This window comes from Intrasporangium sp., from assembly GCF_039812505.1.
Taxonomy (GTDB): domain Bacteria; phylum Actinomycetota; class Actinomycetes; order Actinomycetales; family Dermatophilaceae; genus Intrasporangium_A.
The window spans coordinates 1-4057 of record NZ_JBDIAQ010000220.1 but is presented as its reverse complement, the minus strand read 5'-3'; the positions used below and the strand labels follow the sequence as shown (position 1 = coordinate 4057).

4 protein-coding genes are annotated in these 4057 nt (G+C 74.4%); all 4 read left to right on the top strand.

Features of this window, described 5'->3' with window-relative positions; genetic code table 11:
- The first annotated feature begins 126 nt into the window (after positions 1–126).
- Positions 127–2508, top strand: coding sequence for a PEP/pyruvate-binding domain-containing protein (locus tag WMI84_RS17245; protein ID WP_347355008.1), 2382 nt, complete (start codon positions 127–129; stop codon positions 2506–2508).
- Positions 2487–3152, top strand: coding sequence for a TetR/AcrR family transcriptional regulator (locus tag WMI84_RS17240; protein ID WP_347355007.1), 666 nt, complete (start codon positions 2487–2489; stop codon positions 3150–3152). Before WMI84_RS17245 ends, WMI84_RS17240 begins: the two co-directional genes overlap by 22 nt.
- Positions 3153–3197: 45 nt before the next feature.
- Positions 3198–3653 (top strand): helix-turn-helix transcriptional regulator, encoded by a 456-nt coding sequence (locus tag WMI84_RS17235; protein WP_347355006.1) that lies wholly within the window; start codon positions 3198–3200, stop codon positions 3651–3653.
- Positions 3654–3662: 9 nt separating this feature from the next.
- Positions 3663–4057: VOC family protein (locus WMI84_RS17230; protein WP_347355005.1), on the top strand; the 395-nt coding region annotated here is incomplete at its 3' end.

The following is a 4057-nucleotide window of genomic DNA, read 5'->3' as shown; positions in this document are numbered from 1 at the left end:
GCTTGTATGCCGCCCAGCCCGGTTCGCGCCGCCGGTTGCCTCGGGAGCCGGGTCGGCGGCATCCCGCGGCACGTCTGTGCCAAGGTTGTAGTGAACGCACCGTTCATTACCTGGTACGCTGGGTCGATGACGGCTCACTGCGCCGACCTCAGTGTCGATCTCAGTGCCGTCCGGGCCGTGGACCTTCCGGCCGTGGGCGGCAAGGCGGCCAACCTCGGCGAGCTGCTCGGCGCCGGCTTCGACGTGCCCGGGGGCTTCGTGGTCACCACCACCGCCTATCGACAGGCGGCCCGTGGCGCCCTGTCAGCGGACGAGATCCGGGACATCCCGCCACCTCCCGAGGTCGCCGCGGCGATCACGCAGGCCTACGCGGCGCTCGGGGGCGGGGCGGTCGCGGTCCGCTCGAGCGCGACGGCGGAGGACCTGCCCGGCGCCACCTTCGCGGGGCAGCAGGACACCTACCTCGACGTCGAGGGCGCCGAGGCCGTGCTCACGGCGGTCCGGGACTGCTGGGCGTCGCTGTGGTCCGAGCGCGCCGTCGCGTACCGGGTGCGCCTCGGCATCGATCCGGCCGACGTGGCGATGGGGGTGGTCGTGCAGCGCATGGTGCCGGCGGACACCGCTGGGGTCATGTTCACCGCCGACCCGGTGACCGGCGCCCGGGACCGGGTCGTCATCAACGCGAGCGAGGGGCTGGGCGAGGCGGTCGTCTCGGGGGCGGTCACCCCGGAGCAGCTGGTGGTGACCAGCGACGGCCGGGTCGTGGAGCGGAGCCGTGGGCGCGGCGAGCGCTCCCGTTCGGCCATCGTCCTGACGGATGCCGACGCGGCTGCGCTGGCCCGCACCGGACGGCTGATCGCGGCGCACTTCGGCTCGCCGCAGGACGTCGAATGGGCCTGTCACGCGGGGCGGTTCCGCATCGTCCAGTCTCGGGCGATGACCGCGCTGCCCCCCGCCCCGATCAGGCTGAACCGGTTCCAGCGCTTCGCCGGACCGGTCCTGGTCGAGCTGCTGCCCCGGCGGCCGTACCCGATGGAGCTGACGGCGTGGATCCTGCCCACGCTCGGCCGGCACGTCGACGAGATGCTCGACGGGATGGCGGGAGTGCAGGTGGGGCTGCGCGACGCGCTGCCGGCGCGCGACGCCATCGTGCAGGAGTTCGTCCCGCCCAGCCCGCACGCGACCCGCTGCACCCCGGTGCGGCTCGCGAGCACGGTGAGGCGGGGCCTGCGCGGCGCGGCGCAGGACTGGGCCGGCGACCCGCGACTCCGGCTGTACCGCGACGGGGTCGCGGCGCTCGACGCACTGGACCTGCCGCGGCTGTCGTGGCACGAGCTCACGGCGGTGCCCGGGCGGGCGGCCCGGCTGGTCGACCTGGTCACCGCCCTGCGCGTCGCCTACCTGCCCGCCGGGTTCGTCGCGCTGGCGCGGCTGCTGGCCGCCACGCGGCTGACCGGCAGTCCCGAGCTCGCGCATCGGCTCATCGGCGGTGCGCCGACGATGACGACCGCCGCGAACCGGGCCCTGGCCGACCTGGCCCGGGACGCGGCCCTGATCCCGACGCTTGGGGACCCGCTCGCGGCGGGGAAGTACGAGCGCGTCAGGGCCGAGGCCCGGTCCCAGCCGGAGGTCCTGGAGTGGTGGGGCGAGCTCGAGCGGTTCCTGGCCACCTACGGTCATCGAGAGACGACCAGCCTGTTGCTGGTGCGCGATCCGTGCTGGCGCGACTCGCCAGACACGGTGCTGGGTCTGGTCCAGGCGTTGCTCCCCGACGCAGCCGCGCTGGACACAGGTCCAGACCTGCCGGCCGCCACCCCGGGTCGCTTGCCGCCCAAGTGGATCCGCCGCCTGGCCGACCGCGCCGCCGCCGGTGTCGCCTGCCGGGAGGACACCCACTTCGAGCTGACCCGCACCATGCCGCCGGTGCGCCGGGCGATCATCGAGGCCGGCCGCCGGCTGGCTGCGGCCGGTGACCTGGCGGACCCCGAGGACGTGTGGCTGCTCACCCTCGACGAGCTGCGTACCCTGGCGCCGGGCGCGGGGGGCGAGGCCACCACGAACACGCCGCGGGCGATTGCGGCACGGCGCTCAGCGGCATACGCCGAGCTGGCGAGCACGCCGCTGATCGCGACCACGACGCTCTACCCGCACCGCGCGGGCTCGGCCTCCGCGCTCGCGCTCGGCACCCCCGGCGGCGGCGGGCGGGCCACGGGCCGGGTGCGGATCGTCCGGAGCCCGGACGGCTTCGGCACGCTGCGCGCCGGCGAGGTGCTCGTCTGCGCGACGACCAACCCGTCCTGGACGCCGTTGTTCCAGCGCGCCGTCGGGGTGGTCGTCGACCACGGGGGGATCGGCTCACACGCGGCGATCGTCGCTCGGGAGTACGGGATTCCCGCGGTGCTGGGGACCGGGAACGGCACCACCGCACTGGTGGACGGGCAGCTGGTGAGCGTCGACGGCGACCTCGGCGAGGTCACCCCGGCCCCGTGGACGCCGGGCCAGCCGTGACCGCCGCCTCGCGGGCCCGCCCGCGGCGCCGGGGGGCGGTGCTCGAGAACGCGATCCTCGACGCGACGGTGGCCGAGCTGGCTGAGGTGGGCTACGCGGCGCTGACCGTCGAGGGAGTGGCCCGTCGGGCCGGTGCGGGCAAGTACTCGCTCTACCGGCGGTGGCCCGACAAGGCCGCCCTGGCCATGGCCGCCGCCTACCACCTGCACGACGACGAGCCGGTGCCCACGACCGGCCCGCTGCGGGCCGACCTGATCGCCTGGCTGCGCCAGGGCGCCGACCGCATGGCCGGCCCCGCGGGGGAGATCTACCGGGGGCTGCTCTCGGAATCGCTGGTGTCGCAGGACCGCCCGACGCCCGGCCTGCTCTCCCGCGGGCGTGGCGTGACGGCGCTCACCCGGATCCTCGACGCGGCCCGGGACCGCGGGGAGCCCGTCGTGGACGCACCTGCGGGCCAGGCGATGCAGGCCCCGCAGGCGCTGCTGCGGATCGACTTCCTGACCCGCGGCGCGCCCGTCGCGGACGCCCTCATCGAGGCCATCGTGGACGAGGTGGCCCTGCCGCTCCTGACGCGCCGGACGCCGGGGTCACGGCCACCTGAGCCCATCCCTCCCGACCGTGTCGGCGCCGGGCCGATCGTTTGAGGCAAGGTGGTGCGGCGGCATCCGGATGGCGGCTAGCGTTGCCGGATGCCTGATCCGCGGGTTCCCGACGACCGGCTCGCCGACCTGCGCCGGGCGCGAGACCACCTCGACCGGCACTATGCGGAGCCAGTGGCGCTGGCGGACCTGGCCGCGGTGGCGATGGTGAGCAAGTACCACTTCCTGCGGCTGTTCCGCGCCGCCTACGGCCGGACGCCTGCTGCCTATCTGTCGGAGCGGCGCGTGGAGCGCGCCCAGGACCTGCTCCGGACCACCAACCTGACCGTCACCGAGGTCTGCTTCGCGGTGGGGTTCTCCAGCCTCGGGTCGTTCAGCAGCCGGTTCACCGAGATCACCGGGGAGACACCGAGCGAGTTCCAGGCGCGCTGGGCCCGGGACGGGGCGCCCCGGATTCCCGGCTGCTACGTCTTCATGTGGGGGCTGGCCGAGCGCCGTGCCGGGTCCGCAACGCAGGAGAAGCGGACCGGGCCGGCCGGATCCTAGGGTTTCGGCATGATCACCAACGTCTCACTGGTCAGCGTCTGGGTGAAGGACATCGACGCCTCGTTGGCCTTCTACACCGACGTCCTCGGCTTCGTCGCCAAGGAGGACATCCAGCTCGGACCCGACTTCCGCTGGTGCACGGTGGTGCACCCCTCGCAGCCGGAGCTCCGGGTGCACCTCACCACGCCCAGCAAGCCGCTGTCGGACGACCTGATCGGCGCCATGCAGCGGGCCCAGGACTCCGGTGGGCTGCCCGGAATCGGGCTCAGCGTAGACAACTGTCGAGCCACCTACGAGGAGCTGTCGGCCAAGGGCGTCGAGTTCGTCCAGCCGCCGGAGGAGCGCCCGTACGGCGTGGAGGCCCTGATGCGCGACAACTCCGGGAACTGGATGGTCCTCGTGGA